Raw genomic sequence first — 15247 nt, 5'->3', positions numbered from 1 at the left:
TGGGAAGACGCAATACAGAATAGAAGGGAAATAAGAGAATAAGATGGCGTTAATTAACCCGGTATTCCTGGCGTCATTTCCCTTGCGTTTTATCCCCGTCAAAAACGGCCTTTAGCTCACGTTGGCGCTCCCGACGTTTGTGCGTATGATGTTTTTAAAAGATCGTCATACTTTCTGTTCTGCGTCAATTTTTTCATTACAAATGCTCGCCATAATGCCGTCCTCAGGAGGTCTCCCGACGTTTATGCTGCGCCGGGAGAAACAAAAACAACGCATAATCTGGGACAAATTGATGATTAAAGGCAAACTGGCGCTCGTGACGTGCGCGCTGACTCTGGTATTCACTTCGTCGCTTTTCGCCGCGTCGGACACGGCAGACGGTCGTACCCTGAAGCTGGCCATTGGCCCTGAGCCAACGGAAGGCTTTGATCCTATGCTGGGCTGGAGCCACGGCAGCTACTTATTGCTTCATGCGCCGTTGCTTAAGCAAAACGCCGACATGAGTTGGGGTAATTTACTGACGGAAAAAGTGGATACCAGCCCCGACGGTAAAATCTGGACGCTAACCTTAAAGCCCGGGCTGAAATTCTCCGATGGCTCGCCATTAACTGCCGAAGATGTCGTTTTTACATACAATAAAGCGGCGAAGAGCGGCGGTAAAATTGACATGGGCAATTTTAGCCATGCGCGAGCGCTGGACGCACGCCGAATTGAGATGACGCTGAGCCATCCGCAGAGCACCTTTGTGAATGTACTCGGGTCGTTAGGGATTGTTCCGGCCAGCCGTTATGATGAAAAAACGTTCGCCCGCGAACCGATAGGCGCCGGTCCGTACCGACTGGTCAGCTTTCAGCCGGGTCAGCAACTGATCGTTGAAGCTAATCCCTGGTATGCGGGTAAAAAGAATGACTTTAACCGGCTGGTTTTTGTCTTTCTGGATGAAGATAATGCTTATGCCGCCGCGCGCAGCGGACAGTTGGGACTGGTGCGCATTGCCCCTTCTATGGCGGTGGCCCCGCAGCAGGATAATCTTAAACTCTGGGTACGCGATAGCGTTGAAAACCGGGGCATTGTCTTCCCGATGGTGCCAGCCGGTAAAAAGGATGCTAACGATTATCCTGTCGGCAACGATGTGACCGCTGATGTCGCTATCAGACGCGCAATTAACTATGCCATTAATCGTAAGCAACTGGCGGAACAGGTGATGGAAGGCCATGCGATACCCGCCTATAGCGCGGTGCAGGGATTACCGTGGCAAAATCCTTCAGTGATATTCAGCGATGGCGATATTGCAAAAGCGCGCGCCATCCTGGAAGAGGCTGGCTGGAAAATAAACAGTGCGGGCGTGCGTGAAAAAGCAGGTAAAGAAGCGCGTCTGACCTTATGGTATGCCAGTGGCGACAGCACCCGACGGGATCTGGCCGAGGCGGTGCGCGCCATGTTGCAGCCTTTAGGCATTGTCGTCTCGTTGCAATCGGGAAGCTGGGAAACTGTAGAGCGCCATATGCACGCTAACCCTACGCTGTTTGGCTGGGGAAGTCTGGACCCGATGGAACTCTTCCATCACTACAGCGGGAAAGCCGCTGGTGTGGAATATTATAACCCGGGCTATTACAGCAACCCTGCGGTAGAAGCACATCTGAAACAGGCTATAGATGCGCCTGACTGGCAAAAGGCGATTCCTTTCTGGCAGCAGGTTGAGTGGGATGGAAAGCAGGGCGCGGGCGTCCAGGGCGATGCGGCATGGGCATGGCTGCTTAATATTCAGCATACCTATCTGGCCAACCCCTGTATTGATCTGGGAAAAGGCGCGCCAGAAATCCACGGTAGCTGGTCGGTGTTAAACAATCTTGATGACTGGACCTGGACCTGTCGGTGATGAAATTGTTCTTCAGTCATTTTTTGCGGCTGATTATTCTGTTGGTGCTGGTGGCTGCCGGCACCTTCATTTTGCTTAGCTTTTCGCCCGTTGATCCTATCCGTGCTTATATTGGCAACGATCTGCTCCATGTTCCGCCAGAACAATATGCGCGGATTGCGGCGCGCTGGGGGCTTGACCAGCCGCTGTGGGAGCGTTTCGGTCACTGGTTTTGGCGTCTGCTCCAGGGCGACATGGGGTATTCCATGCTGTTCAACATGCCTGTCGCCAGTGTGATCCGGGAACGTTTTGCGACGTCATTCGCGCTGCTGGCAGGCGCCTGGCTATTGTCTGGTGTGCTGGGCGTGACATTGGGTTTTCTGGCCGGACGTTTTCTCCACCGTTGGCCGGATAAGATGATTTGCCGTATCAGCTACTTATTGTCATCGTTGCCCACTTTCTGGATAGCCATGTTGTTGCTGGCGCTGTTTGCCGTCCGCTGGCCGGTATTACCTGTTTGTTGCGCCTGGGACCCCGGAAATAATGCAGGAACAGCTCTTTTATCGGAACGTTTACGCCATCTTGTGTTGCCGGTATGTGCGTTAAGTCTGTTGGGCATGGGGCAAATTGCGCTGCATACGCGAGAAAAAATAGCCAGTGTAATGAAGAGCGAATTTATTCGTTTTGCGCGCGCTCAGGGGGATAAAGGATGGTCGCTGTTACGTCACCAGGTGTTACGTCATGCGATTACCCCAGCACTCTGTTTACAGTTTGCTTCTCTGGGCGAACTGATGGGGGGAGCGTTACTGGCAGAAAAAGTCTTTGCGTATCCGGGGCTGGGACAGGCCACTATCGATGCCGGCCTGCGTGGCGATGTCCCGCTACTCATGGGGATCGTTTTATTCTGTACACTATTAGTGTTTGCCGGAAATACGATTTCAGCCTGGCTTGTGGTGGTGCTTAATCGATCGCTGGAGCGTCCCGATGCTCTATAATCCTGCCCCGACGTTGTTTCGTCTGCTCCTCTCCGTTACCTGTCTGCTGTTTATTGCCGGATACGGTTATGCCACGTTGAGCCAGCCGCCAGAGGTTAATCTGCTTGCCCGGCATCTGTCGCCTGATATCCAGCACTGGTTTGGCACCGATAATCTGGGGCGTGATGTATGGCTTCGTTGCTTTCAGGGGGCCTTCACCAGTTTACAAATTGGCGTTGGCGCCGCGCTGTGCAGCGGCGTTATCGCGTTAGTGATGGCGGCAGTGGCGCGCATTCATCCCCGGCTGGACCTCCTGGTGCGGCTGATAACCGATGCTATGCTCGCCATGCCGCATTTACTTTTGCTGATCCTTATCTGTTTTACGCTCGGCGGCGGTAAAAGCGGCGTCATTGCGGCCGTGGCGTTAACGCACTGGCCCCGTCTGGCGCTGATTCTGCGCGCCGACGCGGAGCGGGTAGCGCAGAGTGACTACCTGACATTGACCTATCGTCTGGGGCATGGACACCTTTATTGCTGGCGATATCACTATTTTCCGGCGCTATTGCCGCAATGGTTGACGGGAACGTTATTGATGTTTCCTCATGCGGTATTGCACAGCGCGGCGTTAAGTTTTCTGGGGTTTGGGCTGGCGCCGCATGAGCCTTCGCTGGGGCTGTTGCTGGCGGATGCGTTACGGTTTATTAGCCATGGAAACTGGTGGCTGGTGCTATTTCCCGGCCTAATGTTATTCACGCTGGTGATGCTCTTCGATCAGTTTGCGCGCGCCATTCAGCGGCTGTGGCTAAGGAGTGACGTATGCTGAGTTTACAACAGGTTACGCTGGAAAGCGCGCGTTATCGCTGGTATGGCGCGAGACGCTGGTCGCCGTTATTACAGAATGTCTCTTTTGATATCGCGCCCGGCGAAATGGTGGCATTGGTTGGCGGCAGCGGGGAGGGCAAAAGTCTGCTGCTGCAATGCCTGCTCGATCTGCTGCCGGAAAATTTACGCTTTCGGGGGGAGATTACGCTTGATGGCAACCGGCTGGACAGACATACCATCAGGCAGCTTAGGGGCAATACGTTTAGCTACGTGCCGCAGGGGGTACAGGCGCTTAATCCCATGCTGAATATCAGAAAACATTTGAACAGAGCATGTCATCTGACCGGACGCGCCTGGGATGAGACGCAAATGGTACAGCTATTACAGCAAAGCGATCTTGAACCGACAGTCCTGGAACGCTTTCCCCGCCAGCTCTCCGGTGGGATGGCTAAACGAATTCTGGCGTGCCACGCCTCGCTTAGCCAGGCACGTTATATCCTCGCGGATGAGATCACCGCCTGGCTTGATACCGCACTGGCAAACCAGTTGCTCGAGCACTTGCGAGGCCTCTGCGAGCGGGGATGCGGCGTGCTGTGGGTGACTCATGACCTGCTGCTGGCGGCGCGGTATGCCGATCGCATTGTGGCGCTGCATCAGGGTTATATCACGGACAATATCCGCTGCGAGCAGTTACAGCCGGAAGAGATGAGTGAACCGTTAAAACGGCAATGGCAAGCATTGCCTGAACTAAACCCGTTATTTATGCCGACCGGAGAGGGAATAGAATGCTGAGCTGCCGCGACCTCGTTATTCGTCAGGGCGGGAAAGTCTTATGGCAGAACCTGACGTTTACGATTTCTGCCGGTGAACGGGTAGGAATTCATGCGCCAAGCGGAACGGGGAAAACAACGTTGGGGCGCGTCCTGGCCGGATGGCAAAAGCCGACGGCGGGCGACGTTCTGCTGGACGGCAGCCCGTTACCCCTGCATCAGTATTGTCCGGTACAGCTTGTCCCCCAGCATCCTGAACTGACGTTTAATCCCTGGCGAAGCGCCGGAGACGCTGTACGTGATGCCTGGCAGCCTGACCCGGAAACGATGAGGCGTTTGCATGTGCAGCCCGAGTGGCTGACGCGTCGGCCAATGCAGCTCTCAGGCGGGGAGTTGGCGCGTATTGCGATACTGCGCGCGCTTGACCCACGAACGCGTTTTCTGATTGCCGACGAAATGACGGCGCAACTCGATCCGTCTATTCAAAAAGCGATATGGGTATACGTGCTTGAGGTGTGCCGCAGCCGTTCATTAGGGATGTTGGTGATTAGTCATCAGTCTGCGCTACTTGATCAAGTCTGTACCCGCCATTTACAGGTGGAATAGCCGCAAGTCGTTTCTCCGCATTGCCGTGTCGCCGTTAACGCACCGGGAACCCATGGGTTCCCGGTATTGTCGGCAGAGATTTTACTGCATGACGCGTTTATCTGCGTTTTTTGCATCAGCGGTATTACTGTAGTCCCTGGTCTCTTCAACCTGTACAGGGGCTCTGACAACCAGACTAGGCAGCGCCAGTTCGATATCATTCTCAATGAGTTTTTCAATAATACGGATATTTATCTCTTGCTGAATATCCATGTATTTATTGTAATCCGCGGTATTGACGATATGCACCACCTCATAGGTCAGCCGATCCTGACCAAAGGCCAGTAGATGGGCGCGGTCGAATTGTGTTTCGCCGACATCGGTAATAATCTTTTTCACCATATCGCCGATGAGGCGTAACTTTTCCGGCGGTGTCGCAGTGGCGACGCCAAAAGTAAACACGATACGACGCGTTTGCATCCGCTTATAGTTGTGTATGGTTTGCTGCAACAACTGCGCGTTCGCACAAACGATCTGTTCGCCGCTGAGGCTACGGATGCGAGTGGTTTTCAAACCGATATGTTCAATCGTACCGGCTACATCATTAAAGACGACGAAATCGCCGATCTCGAAGGGCTTATCGAAACCAATCGATAGCGAAGCGAAGACATCGCTCAGAACGGTTTGTACCGCCAGGGCAATAGCAATACCGCCCACGCCGAGGCTTGCTACCAGTGCGGTAATATCTACGCCGACGTTCGCCAGGATGGAGAGCAGCATCATAGACCAGACGAGCACGCGCAAAATCATACCAAGAATGACTAACGTCACCGGGTTTTTATTGGAGCCTGGGGCATACAGTAAATGACGCATCCATGACTGTACGCCCTGATCAAGCCAAATCGCCATTTGAATCGCAACCACTAAAAACCAGGCGTGAGAGAGGGTAGAGAATAACCGGTCAGGCAGGGCGACAAAGCGCAGGCTAAAGAGAAATGCGGCAAAAAAGATTAGCATCTTACTGGTCTTTTTCAGCATCTCGAAAACAATAGGACGCAGCCGCCCATGAGCATCATCCTTTTTATCCGGGCGTTGTAGCGCTTTATAGACCACATTAAGTAGCCAGTTGATGAGCCAGTAAGTAATGAGGGTGACGAAAAAAACGACCGCCAGATTGATCCAGAACGTCGTTGACATCAGCATCGCAACGATATTTAGTCGTGCTAAATACTCCATTTTACCTCCGATGAAAAGCAGATGAACATTACAGTATAGACGTCACATCACGGAGGCCGATTTCCGGCTTTACTATTGCTGTTTTATTCAGCACTTTTGTTCAAAAAGTATGAAAAAGAGGGGTAGCCGTTTGGCTATCCCGGCGTTTCTGTGCAGACTTATCTACTCCTCTTAATAAAATAAGGAGTCATTTATGCAACAAGAACATCGTGAGTGTATTGAGCAGTGTTATGAATGCGCGGCGGCGTGTGATATCTGCGCCTCTTCTTGTCTGCGTGAAGATAACGTCGAAATGATGAAGCACTGCATCCAGTTAGATATGCAATGTGCGGCCATTTGTCGCCTGGCGGCGCAATTTATGGCGTTGGAAAGCGAGTACTCACAAAAATTATGCCGCCTGTGCGCGGATATCTGCAAAGCCTGTGCCGAAGAGTGTGCAAGGCACGATCACGACCATTGCCAGAATTGCGCGCGGGCATGCAGCCAATGCGCAGACGCCTGCCTTAAAATGGCCGCGTAATTTTTCTTCCGCCATTAGCTCAACCGGATAGAGCATAGAGCTTCTACCTCTAAGGTTCGGGGTTCAATTCCTCGATGGCGGACCAGTTGATATCAAAAAAGGCCACCTGCGCGGTGGCCGCTGAGTTTCTGTTGAAATAAATGCAATGTTATAATATAACAATCATCTTTCTAAGAAAGATGAGGGTAACGTTTTGGTGATTCATTTAAAAAAACTGACAATGCTTCTGGGAATGCTGTTGGTAAATAGTCCTGCCTTCGCGCATGGTCATCATGCTCATGGCGCGCCGATGACGGAGGTTGAGCAAAAAGCGGCAGCGGGCGTGTTTGATGACGCTAATGTACGCGATCGCGCGCTCACCGACTGGGATGGTATGTGGCAATCCGTCTATCCTTATCTGGTCAGCGGCGAGCTGGACCCTGTCTTCAGGCAAAAGGCGAAGAAAGACCCGGAGAAAACGTTTGAGGATATTAAAGCGTATTATCGCAAAGGATACGTGACGAATGTTGAGACGATCGGCATTGAAAATGGCGTTATAGAATTCCATCGCGACAATAACGTTGCATCCTGTAAATACAATTATGCCGGCTATAAAATTCTGACTTACGCATCGGGTAAAAAAGGGGTGCGCTACCTGTTCGAATGTAAAGATGCGAATAGCAAAGCGCCTAAATATGTTCAGTTTAGCGATCATATCATTGCCCCGCGCAAATCGGCGCACTTCCATATCTTTATGGGAAATACCTCGCAGCAGGCATTGTTGCAAGAGATGGAAAACTGGCCTACCTATTATCCTTATCAGTTAAAGGCGAATGAGGTCGTTGACGAAATGCTACATCATTAAGTCTGATTGCAATGTTAAAAGCTCGCTATGAATAGCGAGCTTTTTTTCTGCCGTTATGCCATATTTCTGGCAATCAATATAAAAAATACCTGCGCCCCCGGAGCGATGATGACGCTGTCCATACCGCCCTCGATTCAATGCCAAACGGAAGCGGCATGTCGCCTGATTACTCGTGTCACAGGCGATACGTTGCGTGCTATTCATTTATATGGTTCCGCTGTCGCGGGCGGTCTGAAGCCAAACAGCGACATTGATCTGCTGGTGACAATATGCCAGCCGCTGACGGAGGCCCAACGCGCAACGCTGATGCAGGAATTGCTGGCGCTTTCATCGCCGCCGGGGGCGTCGGCAGAAAAACGCGCTCTGGAGGTCACTGTCGTGCTTTATTCGCAGCTGGTTCCCTGGTGTTTTCCACCTTCCAGGGAAATGCAATTTGGCGAGTGGCTAAGAGAGGACATTTGTCAGGGGATTTATGAACCAGCGCAGCAGGACTGGGACATGGTGTTACTGATAACCCAAATTCTGGAAACCAGTATACCGCTAAAGGGAGAACGCGCGGAACGGCTGTTCACGCCAGCCCCTGCGGCGCAGTTGCTGAAGGCCTTGCGTTATCCCCTCGACCTTTGGCAATCCACGGCAGATGTGCAGGGAGATGAGTATCATATCGTTTTAACCCTGGCGCGTATCTGGTATACCCTTTCTACCGGGAGATTTACCTCTAAGGATGCGGCGGCTGACTGGCTGTTACCTCAGTTGCCAGAAGATTATGCTGCCACGTTGCGTGCGGCGCAGCGTGAATATTTAGGTCTGGAGCAACAGGACTGGCATATTTTGCTGCCTGCGGTCGTACGCTTTGTGGATTTTGCCAAAGCGCACATCCCCACGCAGTTCACATAAGATGCCCCAGGACGTCTGTCAGGTTGCGCAAACGGCGTTCCTCAACTACTACTTAATAGGTTCTCATCGCTGAAGTAAGCAGATGATCTTATGCGGGCCATCGAATGGATATTCCCACATGGCTCTCGTTTTGTTGAGGTGGATATGACTGGTTCCGCATCATCTGTTTTAAAGACAGATACAAGACTATTGAGCGAAAACCTGTTTCTTAATTATGGTCTGGAGTCCTTATTTAAGGACGTCGCAATAATAGCTGGCAACGTAAATTATATTATTTTTGATATCGACGATTACTACACCGTACAGCAGTATATTACTTCCACATTTAAAACGGTACTCATTGGAATTGTTACCCATAATGAATATAACTTTATTGATGAACATCATGTCATATATCGAATAAAGGTCGATGCCTCTATTGCTGAGTGGCGCGAATTACTGATTTTGGCCGCTGCTGGTCAATTTTTTCCCAGGTCAGAGAAAGTCAGATTAACGGCGAATGAAAGAAATGTTTTGGCGATGCTTGTTAAAGGAATGGATATCCGACAAATAAGCTGTGAGCTGAATGTACATTTAAAAACTATTTACTCAGTACGCTACCATGTTCTGACTAAATTAGGTTGTAGAACAGTTCTGGATTATCAAATACTGTCCGTTTCTAAAGCCTTTACGCACTGGCTTACAATAAATAATGTTGATAATGTAATTTCCCGTGTAAATAGTAAGGTCATTGCTTAATAATGATTTGCTTCTGATGGCGTTTAGGTTCACTATGCTTTCTTACATCATCATGAGGCCAGACAGGCATGGCTACTTTTAGTATTAGCGCAATGGCGGCGCAGTGTGGTGTCACAACAGCAAATATCAGGTCCTGGGAACGCTATGGCCTGCTTCAACCTACCAAAGATGAAGCTGGCAATCGTTTTTATTGCATAGAAGATGCTATCAGAATACAGCATATTATCGACGCGTTAAGCAAAGGCTTTTCATTAAAAGAGATTAAACCTGCCCTCTATGGTGAAGAAACGCATTGCCGCTCGGGATGGTTATTCTACCAGGAAGAGATTTTAGCGCAGTGTAGAAAATTCGAACCCGCCAAATTGCGAAAATTACTCTGGCGTTATGGTCGGGAAATTCCGCCGTGTATCGTCATTGAGTCAATACTGCGTCCTTTACGGCTGTGGTTGTCCGCAGGCGATGATGATGCACGCCGATTTGAAAAGGCATTACTGGATACTGCGATTATTGAATACGCCACGTTCCAGCTAAGTAGCGTACGAAAGGCGCCAGCAGGCACAATGCTTATTGCTGCGTTTTCGCTGAACGACCCCATTGAGCTATGGCTGGAAACGATTAAATATTGTAGTGAAGGTATGCGAGTTGAAGTCATCCCCTGGCAGGCGCCGATGCCCGATCTTTTATCAACGTCTTTCGAGCATATTGTTCTGTGGCATGATGAGACATTAACTCCCGCGCAGGAAAATCTTATTCAGGCTTTAAAAGAATCGGGTAAATTTAGTCTTCATGTGAAAAATGGCTCAGGCTTAACATTACTGCCAGCCGTATATCGGCAGCATGAGATGCCAGAAAGCATGCAGCATGTTGCACCGCAAATCCATGCAAACGGCTACGAAAAATCAGGCACCGCACGTTGAGGCATCTGCATTATTAACGAACAGGGGAGGAGTAAACCCCTCCCTTGTTTATACTCTTCATACTTCAAGTTGCTTATGTGTTGGCTACGGATTACTCGGCCCATCCATGGGCCTCGCCCTGACGGGCCGTCGCACGCGACGTTCAAATCTGCTCCCGGCAGATTTGTCGTTCACCCCAGTCATATAGTTATCTATGCTTCTGGGGACTCACTCCCTTGCCGCCTTTAAGCAACTCGAATTATTTTGGGTATATATTAGATGTCGTCAGGTGTCTGAAACAAAACGGCTTCTAAGGCATTACGGTAAATATCAAGCTGCACTACGTCTTTTTCTGTTTCCAGTTTTTCAATAAGTTTGGCGATGATATCCTTATTTGAGACATGCTGCTGCGATTGCAATAGTTCGTAAGTAATTTCCTGAATAGCTCGCTGTTCACATAACATATGTGCAGAAAAAGGATTGCCAGTACTATTTTGTTCGTTGACTAGTGTAATGGTAGTCATATTTCACCATATTCGATGTAAATTGAAGCCGATCTCCCTGAGCGGGGGAGAGAAATTAGTGACCTATTAAAGTTAGACCTATATCATAAAACTGTAATAAAAAATCATAAAAACGTGATGCGCATCACATTTGTGTGATTTGTTGTATATTTTATACACTTTAAATGAAGATTCCGCAGAATCAACGGCCTGTTCTTTTTTCTCACTCCAGTTTAAACGAATAAGCATTAATACCCATCTGTAATAATTACTTAATGTTATCTTAATAAAGGTAAATTACTGTCAGGCCTCCGTAAAAGGAGGTTGATTAATGATTCGTCATATCGCCATTTTTCTTTGTTCTTTATTGATGTGCAGCACCACTTTTGCCGATTCGGTAACGTCGGTATCGCTTGGCGCGCTCTTAACCGCGCTCAATGAACGCATGTTATTAATGAAAGATGTGGCTGCTTATAAAATGAAGCACCATCTGCCGATAGAGGATTTCACACGTGAACAAAATGTTTTTGCCGAGGCTGAAGAAGAAGCGAAAAATAACGGTCTGGACCCGCATTCGATAACCCCTTTTATTCGTTCGCTAATGGATGCCAGTAAAGCGATACAGTACCGCTATTTAGCGCAGTGGCGAACCGGCTCAGAACCCTCCTTTCCGATACAAACCTTGTCGGTCACCCGGCAACGTATTCGACAACTTGATAATCAAATGTTGATCATTATCAGCCAGCGCTTGATGGTCGGCGCTTTCAGCCACGACGATATGGTGTGGCTGAGAGCGCAGTTTAATGCGCCGAATCTGAATGAGAGCGATATCAGTAATGTGTTGGCAGCCTTATCTTTGGTGCGACGCGCGCGTTAACTCCACATGAGGAGAGGTGGGCCAATACCTGGTGATTGCCTGCGGAGGTAGCGATAAAAGAACGCTTTTAGGTGATTTGGATATAAGCGTGGCGGAATAGCGGCTGGAGAGACGTGGTTTCGCTTCCCATCTTCCGGTGCATTCGTTAGCATACTGTTTCGCAGCTAAGCGTAAATGTTTTCAGGAAGAGGTTAATGTGTTCGCGGAGTATGGTGTTCTGAATTATTGGACGTACCTGGTTGGGGCGATTTTTATCGTTCTGGTACCGGGGCCGAATACGCTTTTTGTGCTTAAAAACAGCGTGGGACGCGGGGTTAAAGGAGGATATCTTGCCGCATGCGGCGTGTTTATCGGCGATGCGATATTAATGTTTCTGGCGTATGCGGGCGTGGCGACGCTGATCAAAACAACGCCGGTTCTGTTTAACATTGTTCGCTATCTCGGCGCGTTTTATCTGCTCTACCTTGGCGCAAAAATCCTTTACGCCACGCTGACCTCAAAAGGGCGTGCGGCGACGGAAACGGTAGTTCCTTTTGGCGCTATTTTTAAGCGTGCTTTAATTCTTAGCCTGACGAATCCTAAAGCCATACTTTTTTATGTTTCCTTTTTTGTGCAATTTATTGACGTTACTGCGCCGCATACTGGGGTGTCATTTTTTATTTTGGCCACCACCCTTGAAATCGTCAGTTTTTGCTATCTGAGCTTTTTAATTCTTTCTGGCGCTTTTGTAACCCACTATATTGGTACCAAAAAGAAACTGGCAAAAGTGGGCAATTCTTTGATTGGCCTTCTTTTCGTCGGATTTGCCGCCCGGCTGGCAACGCTCCAGTCTTAACCACCTGGACCCGTCGTCAACGGCGGGTCATTGCTCTCCTTTCGGTTTTATTGCGTGGAAAACAGCAAAATAGTAACCAATAAATGGTATTTAAAATACTGTTTTTGGAGCGTAACCTTTTTACGACAGCGATGAGATTATCGCTGAGTAACCTGCGTGAAGAGGGAAGCAAATGCGGCAAATTCCACAAAATCATATTCATACACGTTCCACGCCATTCTGGAACAAAGAGACGGCGCCTGCCGGAATTTTCGAACGCCACCTTGATAAGGGAACGCGACCCGGCGTTTATCCTCGTCTCTCGGTGATGCAGGGGGCGGTCAAATATCTCGGATACGCTGATGAACATTGCTCTGAGCCGGAAGAGATCATGGTGATCAATGCCGGCGAGTTTGGCGTGTTTCCTCCGGAAAAGTGGCACAATATTGAGGTCATGACGGATGATACCTATTTTAACATCGACTTTTTTGTCGCGCCGGAAGTACTGATGGAAGGGGCGACCTCACGAAAAGTCATTCATGCCGGGAGAGAATAATAATGGGAAAAGCTACTTATACCGTCACGGTCACGAATAATAGCAACGGCGTCTCTGTGGACTATGAAACGGAAGCACCGATGACGTTGCTGGTACCTGAAGTTGCAGCAGAAGTTGTGAAGGATTTGGTCAATACCGTGCGTTCCTACGATACCGAAAACGAACACGACGTTTGCGGTTGGTAAGGATCTTGTAGTATCTATTTGATATAAAGTGATTTTTTAAATCAGAAGCCGCATCGCGCGTCGCCAGCGTGATGCGGTTTTTGCGTATTGAAAAGCGCTGTTTATTTACATCAGACATGGGTTGAAAAGAAACATTAAGAAAACATTAAGAATATCGCATTGTTTGCTAATGAGAGCGTATTCATAAAACTTATGATTGGGTATTAAAAACCAGAAGAGTCTTATAATCATGAAACTCGATACCCGATTAACTTCGTCAGCACTTACTCTTGCGCTTGCCGCTGTGGTCATCCCGTTTACGGCGGACTGGCAATTGCCTTTGCTTAACGGCGTGGTGGTCCGATGGATTGAAAACGGACAAGCGTTATGGTTACTGTTTGGGGCGCTATTTACCGCCTGGTATATACGGCCACTTTCCCGTCCCGAAGGGGCAAAGCAGTTTTGGCTATGGGCTGTTGTCTGGTGGGTGGTGCTATTGGGTAGAAGCACCAGTTGGGGGCGTGACTATTTCCCTGACGAGCCGCGTATGCTGTTCAGAACGATTTCAGTGATATTAATTGCTGCGTTAGTCTTGCCAGTCCTGTTTTCTGCCGGGCTACGTAAGGAGATTGTTCGTCGCCTACGGGACGTTCCTCTGCCATTGTGGCTGTTTGCCGTGACGACATGTTCATATCTGATTTCCGACACTGTCGAGCATCATCGGTGGTTGTCGCCGATATTCCTGCATAACGCTCGTTACACGGATTTGATTGAAGAGCTTTATGAAGTGCCATTTATGATCGGTTTGTTTATGGTGACCGTGGGGTTTATGCAGCAGGACAAGCAGGATGAATGTACGGCGCTGGAGATGACCCCGTATCACGCAAAATAGCGCGGCTGAAAAAAGACCATGAATTCGACATGGGATAGATAGCGGTTAGCAAAAAAAGCCCGCACTCGGTGAGGCGGGCAAATAATACTGGAAGCAATGTGAGCAATGTCGTACCGAACAGGTGGGTTATAAACTCAACCACTCGGTATTGATAAAGATAATCGTTATCATTAATGATTGCAACCCTGATATTTATGCGCTTTTATCCACGACGCTAAAAGGTGATGGACATCACAAACTTCACTTTCCTGACGATGTGCTATTCTTTTTAACGGCAAATAAACCGCTAACGTTAAGACATAAGTGAGGAAAAAATGGGCATTCTTTCATGGATTATTTTTGGACTTATTGCGGGTATTTTGGCTAAGTGGATCATGCCAGGTAAAGATGGCGGCGGATTCTTTATGACGATCATTCTGGGGATCGTTGGTGCGGTAGTCGGAGGATGGATCAGTACGTTCTTTGGCTTTGGCAAAGTGGATGGTTTCAACTTCGGCAGCTTTGCAGTCGCGGTGATCGGCGCGATTGTCGTGCTGTTAATCTACAGAAAAATCAAAAGCTAAACGCAGAACTTTCAGAGATAATAAAGGCTACGACAGGTAGCCTTTATTATTCAAAATGAATTTACCACCAGCCCAGTTCGGTACCCGCCACCGCAATTAGCGCGATGCCCATCAACACCATCGTTGTTTTCCTCATGGTTATGCTCCCGGCGCGGCGTAACCGCCAATAAAAAACCATGCCAAAAATAATATTGCCGTAATGAAAATGACGACAGGGAAGAGGATACCCACTCTCATGCTATTACCTTCACTGTTCAGGGGGCGCCAGAATAGCAGGGTTTTCTCAGCGACAAAAGGTTGGTTGCTTTGTGACAGGGCGTGGCTATTGCTGACTTAACCCGGGATAAACACCCACTAAAGCGCTGACAGAAAGTATGGAAATAGCGTACCCGCCAGGTTATCCTGGACAAAATATCGCTTTAAGGAGTCGTTATGAAATTTACGTGGATTGCGTTGCCAGGCGTATTGCTGCTGAGCGCTTGTTCATCGTCGCAACCCAACGCCCCCAGGCCGCCGCGTATTGGGATGCCTAATCCGGCAGCCGTCTACTGTGAGCAACAGGGCGGTACGCTGATGCCGGTGCAGACCCCACAAGGCGTGCGTTCCGATTGCAAATTGCCCAATGGCGAAATCATTGATGAGTGGACATTATGGCGCAGAGAGCACCCTGATACGAAAAAGTGACAACCTGCGGTCCGACGGGATATGATTAAGAACAATCTGATAATGAGTTTCATG

At 49.1% G+C, this 15247-nt stretch carries 21 protein-coding genes and 1 tRNA gene; 18 read left to right on the top strand and 4 right to left on the bottom strand.

Annotation, left to right across the window (positions count from 1 at the left end):
- The first annotated feature begins 244 nt into the window (after window positions 1–244).
- Genes QEN31_RS13305 through QEN31_RS13285 form a run of 5 tightly spaced genes read left to right on the top strand, consistent with a single transcriptional unit; the run spans window position 245 to window position 5030 of the window.
- Window positions 245–1879: an ABC transporter substrate-binding protein gene (locus QEN31_RS13305; RefSeq protein ID WP_000946082.1), complete on the top strand. Its 1635-nt coding sequence runs from the start codon at window positions 245–247 to the stop codon at window positions 1877–1879.
- Window positions 1879–2853, top strand: coding sequence for an ABC transporter permease (locus QEN31_RS13300; protein ID WP_001520270.1), 975 nt, complete (start codon window positions 1879–1881; stop codon window positions 2851–2853). Before QEN31_RS13305 ends, QEN31_RS13300 begins: the two co-directional genes overlap by 1 nt.
- Entirely contained in the window at window positions 2843–3655 is an 813-nt protein-coding gene (locus tag QEN31_RS13295; protein ID WP_000966645.1) for an ABC transporter permease, read from the top strand. The genes QEN31_RS13300 and QEN31_RS13295 overlap by 11 nt, the downstream gene beginning before the upstream one ends.
- Window positions 3649–4446, top strand: a complete 798-nt coding sequence (locus QEN31_RS13290; RefSeq protein WP_000950207.1) for an ATP-binding cassette domain-containing protein — start codon at window positions 3649–3651, stop codon at window positions 4444–4446. The genes QEN31_RS13295 and QEN31_RS13290 overlap by 7 nt, the downstream gene beginning before the upstream one ends.
- Window positions 4440–5030, top strand: coding sequence for an ATP-binding cassette domain-containing protein (locus QEN31_RS13285; protein ID WP_000947460.1), 591 nt, complete (start codon window positions 4440–4442; stop codon window positions 5028–5030). The genes QEN31_RS13290 and QEN31_RS13285 overlap by 7 nt, the downstream gene beginning before the upstream one ends.
- Before the next feature lie 81 nt (window positions 5031–5111).
- On the opposite strand, the gene QEN31_RS13280 is transcribed toward QEN31_RS13285, so the two are convergent.
- Entirely contained in the window at window positions 5112–6245 is a 1134-nt protein-coding gene (locus QEN31_RS13280) for a mechanosensitive ion channel family protein (protein WP_000456065.1), read from the bottom strand.
- 193 nt (window positions 6246–6438) lie between these two features.
- Between QEN31_RS13280 and QEN31_RS13275 the strand changes: the two genes are divergently transcribed.
- From QEN31_RS13275 to QEN31_RS13250, 6 genes are all read left to right on the top strand, one after another.
- Complete coding sequence (locus QEN31_RS13275; RefSeq protein ID WP_001183699.1) at window positions 6439–6765, top strand: four-helix bundle copper-binding protein; 327 nt, start codon at window positions 6439–6441, stop codon at window positions 6763–6765.
- A gap of 8 nt (window positions 6766–6773) precedes the next feature.
- A tRNA-Arg gene (locus QEN31_RS13270) sits at window positions 6774–6850 on the top strand.
- Window positions 6851–6961: 111 nt separating this feature from the next.
- The gene (gene zinT, locus QEN31_RS13265) at window positions 6962–7609 is read left to right on the top strand and encodes a metal-binding protein ZinT (RefSeq protein ID WP_001574476.1); all 648 of its coding nucleotides are present in this window, start codon (window positions 6962–6964) and stop codon (window positions 7607–7609) included.
- Between the two features lie 108 nt (window positions 7610–7717).
- Window positions 7718–8506 (top strand): cryptic aminoglycoside nucleotidyltransferase ANT(3'')/ANT(9), encoded by a 789-nt coding sequence (gene aadA / locus QEN31_RS13260; protein WP_000175803.1) that lies wholly within the window; start codon window positions 7718–7720, stop codon window positions 8504–8506.
- Between the two features lie 144 nt (window positions 8507–8650).
- On the top strand, window positions 8651–9244 hold the full coding sequence (locus tag QEN31_RS13255; protein ID WP_001738208.1) for a helix-turn-helix domain-containing protein: 594 nt from the start codon (window positions 8651–8653) through the stop codon (window positions 9242–9244).
- A gap of 68 nt (window positions 9245–9312) precedes the next feature.
- Window positions 9313–10161 (top strand): MerR family transcriptional regulator, encoded by an 849-nt coding sequence (locus QEN31_RS13250; protein ID WP_000190263.1) that lies wholly within the window; start codon window positions 9313–9315, stop codon window positions 10159–10161.
- Window positions 10162–10415: 254 nt separating this feature from the next.
- Here the strand turns inward: QEN31_RS13250 and QEN31_RS13245 are convergent, their stop codons facing one another.
- Window positions 10416–10664, bottom strand: a complete 249-nt coding sequence (locus QEN31_RS13245; protein WP_000208086.1) for a biofilm/acid-resistance regulator YmgB/AriR — start codon at window positions 10662–10664, stop codon at window positions 10416–10418.
- Between the two features lie 78 nt (window positions 10665–10742).
- Window positions 10743–10892 (bottom strand): hypothetical protein, encoded by a 150-nt coding sequence (locus QEN31_RS13240; RefSeq protein ID WP_000908464.1) that lies wholly within the window; start codon window positions 10890–10892, stop codon window positions 10743–10745.
- 82 nt (window positions 10893–10974) lie between these two features.
- Between QEN31_RS13240 and QEN31_RS13235 the strand changes: the two genes are divergently transcribed.
- The 6 genes from QEN31_RS13235 to QEN31_RS13210 all read left to right on the top strand — a co-directional run bounded on the left by QEN31_RS13235 (window position 10975) and on the right by QEN31_RS13210 (window position 14509).
- Window positions 10975–11520 carry a chorismate mutase gene (locus QEN31_RS13235; RefSeq protein WP_000617985.1) on the top strand — a complete coding sequence of 182 codons (546 nt, stop codon included), beginning with the start codon at window positions 10975–10977 and terminating at the stop codon, window positions 11518–11520.
- A gap of 196 nt (window positions 11521–11716) precedes the next feature.
- Window positions 11717–12355, top strand: a complete 639-nt coding sequence (gene leuE / locus QEN31_RS13230; protein WP_000457190.1) for a leucine efflux protein LeuE — start codon at window positions 11717–11719, stop codon at window positions 12353–12355.
- 172 nt (window positions 12356–12527) lie between these two features.
- On the top strand, window positions 12528–12890 hold the full coding sequence (gene yeaR, locus QEN31_RS13225) for a DUF1971 domain-containing protein YeaR (RefSeq protein WP_001248993.1): 363 nt from the start codon (window positions 12528–12530) through the stop codon (window positions 12888–12890).
- A 2-nt stretch (window positions 12891–12892) separates the two neighbouring features.
- The gene (locus tag QEN31_RS13220) at window positions 12893–13075 is read left to right on the top strand and encodes a DUF1869 domain-containing protein (protein ID WP_000513733.1); all 183 of its coding nucleotides are present in this window, start codon (window positions 12893–12895) and stop codon (window positions 13073–13075) included.
- Window positions 13076–13304: 229 nt separating this feature from the next.
- A complete protein-coding gene (locus QEN31_RS13215) occupies window positions 13305–13946 on the top strand; it encodes a hypothetical protein (RefSeq protein WP_000762776.1) in 642 nt (213 codons plus the stop codon).
- A gap of 314 nt (window positions 13947–14260) precedes the next feature.
- Entirely contained in the window at window positions 14261–14509 is a 249-nt protein-coding gene (locus QEN31_RS13210) for a GlsB/YeaQ/YmgE family stress response membrane protein (RefSeq protein ID WP_000512149.1), read from the top strand.
- Window positions 14510–14647: 138 nt separating this feature from the next.
- Here QEN31_RS13210 and QEN31_RS13205 read toward each other — a convergent pair whose 3' ends face one another.
- Window positions 14648–14746, bottom strand: coding sequence for a YoaK family small membrane protein (locus QEN31_RS13205; RefSeq protein WP_001589065.1), 99 nt, complete (start codon window positions 14744–14746; stop codon window positions 14648–14650).
- 195 nt (window positions 14747–14941) lie between these two features.
- Here QEN31_RS13205 and QEN31_RS13200 point away from each other — a divergent pair, with 195 nt between their 5' ends.
- Window positions 14942–15193, top strand: a complete 252-nt coding sequence (locus tag QEN31_RS13200) for a putative hemolysin (RefSeq protein WP_000673492.1) — start codon at window positions 14942–14944, stop codon at window positions 15191–15193.
- Window positions 15194–15247 lie beyond the last annotated feature (54 nt).

This window comes from Salmonella sp. SA15303 (genome assembly GCF_029962125.1).
Lineage (GTDB): Bacteria > Pseudomonadota > Gammaproteobacteria > Enterobacterales > Enterobacteriaceae > Salmonella > Salmonella enterica.
This window is presented reverse-complemented; position numbering and strand designations above follow the sequence as displayed.

Excerpts from the sequence above, each read along its gene's own strand:
- QEN31_RS13305 (WP_000946082.1), top strand. The coding sequence starts at position 245 with ATGCTGCGCCGGGAGAAACAAAAACAACGCATAATCTGGGACAAATTG.
- QEN31_RS13300 (WP_001520270.1), top strand. The coding sequence starts at position 1,879 with ATGAAATTGTTCTTCAGTCATTTTTTGCGGCTGATTATTCTGTTGGTG.
- QEN31_RS13295 (WP_000966645.1), top strand. The coding sequence starts at position 2,843 with ATGCTCTATAATCCTGCCCCGACGTTGTTTCGTCTGCTCCTCTCCGTT.
- QEN31_RS13290 (WP_000950207.1), top strand. The coding sequence starts at position 3,649 with ATGCTGAGTTTACAACAGGTTACGCTGGAAAGCGCGCGTTATCGCTGG.
- QEN31_RS13285 (WP_000947460.1), top strand. The coding sequence starts at position 4,440 with ATGCTGAGCTGCCGCGACCTCGTTATTCGTCAGGGCGGGAAAGTCTTA.
- QEN31_RS13280 (WP_000456065.1), bottom strand. The coding sequence starts at position 6,245 with ATGGAGTATTTAGCACGACTAAATATCGTTGCGATGCTGATGTCAACG.
- QEN31_RS13275 (WP_001183699.1), top strand. The coding sequence starts at position 6,439 with ATGCAACAAGAACATCGTGAGTGTATTGAGCAGTGTTATGAATGCGCG.
- aadA (WP_000175803.1), top strand. The coding sequence starts at position 7,718 with ATGACGCTGTCCATACCGCCCTCGATTCAATGCCAAACGGAAGCGGCA.
- QEN31_RS13255 (WP_001738208.1), top strand. The coding sequence starts at position 8,651 with ATGACTGGTTCCGCATCATCTGTTTTAAAGACAGATACAAGACTATTG.
- QEN31_RS13250 (WP_000190263.1), top strand. The coding sequence starts at position 9,313 with ATGGCTACTTTTAGTATTAGCGCAATGGCGGCGCAGTGTGGTGTCACA.
- QEN31_RS13245 (WP_000208086.1), bottom strand. The coding sequence starts at position 10,664 with ATGACTACCATTACACTAGTCAACGAACAAAATAGTACTGGCAATCCT.
- QEN31_RS13240 (WP_000908464.1), bottom strand. The coding sequence starts at position 10,892 with ATGCTTATTCGTTTAAACTGGAGTGAGAAAAAAGAACAGGCCGTTGAT.
- QEN31_RS13235 (WP_000617985.1), top strand. The coding sequence starts at position 10,975 with ATGATTCGTCATATCGCCATTTTTCTTTGTTCTTTATTGATGTGCAGC.
- yeaR (WP_001248993.1), top strand. The coding sequence starts at position 12,528 with ATGCGGCAAATTCCACAAAATCATATTCATACACGTTCCACGCCATTC.
- QEN31_RS13220 (WP_000513733.1), top strand. The coding sequence starts at position 12,893 with ATGGGAAAAGCTACTTATACCGTCACGGTCACGAATAATAGCAACGGC.
- QEN31_RS13215 (WP_000762776.1), top strand. The coding sequence starts at position 13,305 with ATGAAACTCGATACCCGATTAACTTCGTCAGCACTTACTCTTGCGCTT.
- QEN31_RS13210 (WP_000512149.1), top strand. The coding sequence starts at position 14,261 with ATGGGCATTCTTTCATGGATTATTTTTGGACTTATTGCGGGTATTTTG.
- QEN31_RS13205 (WP_001589065.1), bottom strand. The coding sequence starts at position 14,746 with ATGAGAGTGGGTATCCTCTTCCCTGTCGTCATTTTCATTACGGCAATA.
- QEN31_RS13200 (WP_000673492.1), top strand. The coding sequence starts at position 14,942 with ATGAAATTTACGTGGATTGCGTTGCCAGGCGTATTGCTGCTGAGCGCT.